The following is a 3268-nucleotide window of genomic DNA, read 5'->3' as shown; positions in this document are numbered from 1 at the left end:
ATCAGGTCGCTGCAAGCCCGATCGGCGAGCCGATCCCGGACCTGTCCTGGTACCTGCTGGATGCTGACCTGAACCCGGTGGCGCGTGGCTGCACCGGCGAACTGTACGTCGGCCGTGCGGGCCTGGCCCGGGGTTACCTGAACCGGGGCGACCTGAGCGCCACGCGCTTTATCCCTGATCCATTTGGCGGTGACGGCGGTCGCCTGTACCGCACCGGCGACCTGGCGCGTTATCGCGCCGACGGGGTGATCGAGTACATCGGGCGTATCGACCATCAGGTGAAAATCCGCGGTTTCCGGATCGAACTGGGGGAGATCGAAGCACGCCTGCTGGAGCAGGAAGGTGTGCGTGAGGCGGTGGTGCTGGCCCAAGAGAATTTGGGCAGCCAGCAGTTGGTGGCCTATATCGTGCCGACGCGGTTCAGAGCCGATCAGCAGGTACAAGCCGAACAGCGCGACGCCCTCAAGGCCCAGCTCAAGGACAACCTGCCGGACTACATGGTGCCGGCCCATGTGCTGTTCCTTGAGCAATTGCCGCTGACCACCAACGGCAAGCTGGACCGCAAGGCCTTGCCGGCGCCGGATGCCGGGCAATTGCAGCAGCAATATATTGCCCCGCAGACCGCTCTTGAACAGGGCATGGCCGCGATCTGGCAGGAAGTGCTGGGCATCGAACAAGTGGGCTTGAGCGATAACTTCTTCGAGCTCGGTGGGCACTCCTTGCTGGCCACCCAGGTGGTTTCCCGTGTTCGCCAGGCGCTGGATGTCGATGCGTCTCTCAGGGCATTGTTCGAGACGGTCTCACTCAAGGATTTTGTCGGCTCACTGGGTCGCAACCAGACGCCGCAAACCACCCTCACTCTGGCCGATCGCAGCAAGGCTCTGGACTTGTCCTATGCCCAGCAGCGCCAGTGGATTCTTTGGCAGTTGGAGCCCGATAGCGCCACTTACAACATGCCCACGGCCTTGCATCTGCGTGGTCAACTGGATGTCGATGTGCTGGAGCGCAGCTTCAATGTGTTGATCGCACGTCATGAAACCTTGCGTACGACCTTTACCCAGCAGGATCAACGGCCCGCACAGATTGTTCACGCCGAGATGCCGTTGACCATTGCACAGCATCGCCTTGCAGTGGGGCCTCAGGGTCAGGCCGATATTCAGGCCTTTGTTGAGAACCAGGCAAAAAAGCCATTTGATCTACAGACCGGACCGTTGCTGCGGGTCGATCTGCTGGCAGTGGCCGAGGATGAACATGTGCTGGTTCTGACCCAGCACCATATTGTGTCGGATCGCTGGTCAATGCAGGTCATGGTCGATGAGCTGATTCAACTGTATGCCGGCTTCAGCCGGGATGAGGTTGTCAGCTTGCCACCCCTGGCTATCCAGTACGCAGACTATGCCCATTGGCAGCGCGAATGGATGGATGCAGGCGAGCGTGAGCGCCAGATGCAGTATTGGACCCAACAACTGGGCGGTGAGCAGCCAGTGTTGGAACTGCCGACTGACCATCCGCGTCCAGCTGTTCAAAGCTACAAGGGCGGCCGTTTTGAGATTCCACTCACGCCTGAGTTGAGCGCAGGGCTCAAGCGCCTGGCGCAGAGTGAAGGTGTGACGGCATTCATGTTGTTGCTGGCTTCTTTTCAGACTTTGTTGCATCGCTACAGCGGGCAGGGCGATATCCGCGTCGGCGTACCGATTGCTAACCGTAACCGCGTCGAGATCGAACGCCTGATCGGCTTTTTTGTTAACACCCAGGTGCTCAAGGCTGAAGTGAGCGGACAAATACGCTTTGTCGAGCTATTGCAGCAGGTCAAACAAGCGGCTTTTGAAGCCCAGGCTTATCAGGACCTGCCGTTCGAACAGTTGGTGGAAGTGCTGCAGCCTGAGCGTGATCTAAGTCGTAATCCCTTGTTCCAGGTGCTGTTCAACCATCAAAGCGCTGACGCGAACAAACCGGACACTGCTTATCAATTGCCGGGGCTGCAGGTTGAAGGGCTGGAGTGGGAAGGGCACTCCGCCCAGTTTGATCTGACGCTGGAAACCTTTGATGGGGCAGAAGGCTGGTCAGCTGCGCTGATTTTTGCCACCGATCTGTTTGATGCTTCGAGCATTGAACGGATGGCGGGGCATTGGCTGAACCTGCTCAAAGCCATCGTTGCGCAACCGCAACAACAGATCGGCGAGTTGTCGATGCTGGAGGCTGGGGAAATCCAGCAGGCTCTGCGCACCTGGAATCAGACCACCGCCCACTATCCCAACACGTCGCCGGTGCATCAGCTGTTTGAAGAACAGGCGGCACTCAAGCCGGAGTCGATTGCCCTGTTGTTTGGCGAGCAGCAGTTGACCTATGACCAGCTCAACCGTCGCACTAACCAACTGGCCCATAAGCTGATCGAACTGGGCGTTGGCCCCGAAGTGATGGTCGGCATTGCCGCCGAGCGCTCCCTGGACATGGTCATCGGCTTGATGGCCATCCTCAAGGCCGGCGGCGCTTACGTGCCGCTCGACCCCGAGTACCCGCAGGATCGCCTGAGCTACATGTTCGAGGACAGTGGCATTGACTTGCTGCTGACCCAGGAGCCTCTCTTGTCTGGCCTGCCGGTGTTTGGCGGGCAAACGCTGCTGTTGGAGGCGGATGTCAGCACCTACAGCGACGCCAACCCGCAGATCGAAGTGCTGGCGGAAAACCTTGCCTACGTGATCTACACCTCCGGCTCCACCGGCAAACCCAAGGGCGCCGGTAACCGCCATATCGCCTTGCACAACCGCCTGGCCTGGATGCAAGAGGCCTATCCGCTGGACGCCAGCGACACCGTGCTGCAGAAAACCCCTTTCAGCTTCGACGTTTCGGTGTGGGAGTTCTTCTGGCCGCTGATGACCGGTGCTCGTTTGGCCATCGCGGCCCCAGGTGAACACCGCGAACCGGAAAAACTCATCGCGACGATTCAACGTCACCAGGTCACCACCCTGCACTTCGTGCCGTCGATGCTCCAGGTGTTTATCCATGAGCCGGGTGTTGAACGCTGCACCCACCTCAAGCAAATCATGTGCAGTGGCGAAGCCCTGCAGGTGGATGCGCAGTTGCAGGTGTTTGCGCGCTTGCCGGCAGCCCAGTTGTACAACCTGTATGGCCCGACCGAAGCGGCCATCGACGTCACCCACTGGACCTGCGTGGACGAGGGCTTGGACAGCGTGCCGATTGGCCAGCCGATCGCCAACCTCTACACCCATATCCTCGACACTTCGTTGAACCCTGTGCCACAAGGTGC

The 3268-nt window shown here is 59.6% G+C and carries 1 protein-coding gene; it reads left to right on the top strand.

Going from position 1 to position 3268, the window contains the following annotated elements; translation table 11 throughout:
* Positions 1-3268 (top strand): condensation domain-containing protein (locus tag M1B35_RS22620; RefSeq protein WP_268263130.1); only part of this gene is annotated, 3268 nt, incomplete at both ends.

The organism is Pseudomonas morbosilactucae (assembly GCF_023241665.1).
GTDB lineage: Bacteria > Pseudomonadota > Gammaproteobacteria > Pseudomonadales > Pseudomonadaceae > Aquipseudomonas > Aquipseudomonas morbosilactucae.
This window is presented reverse-complemented; position numbering and strand designations above follow the sequence as displayed.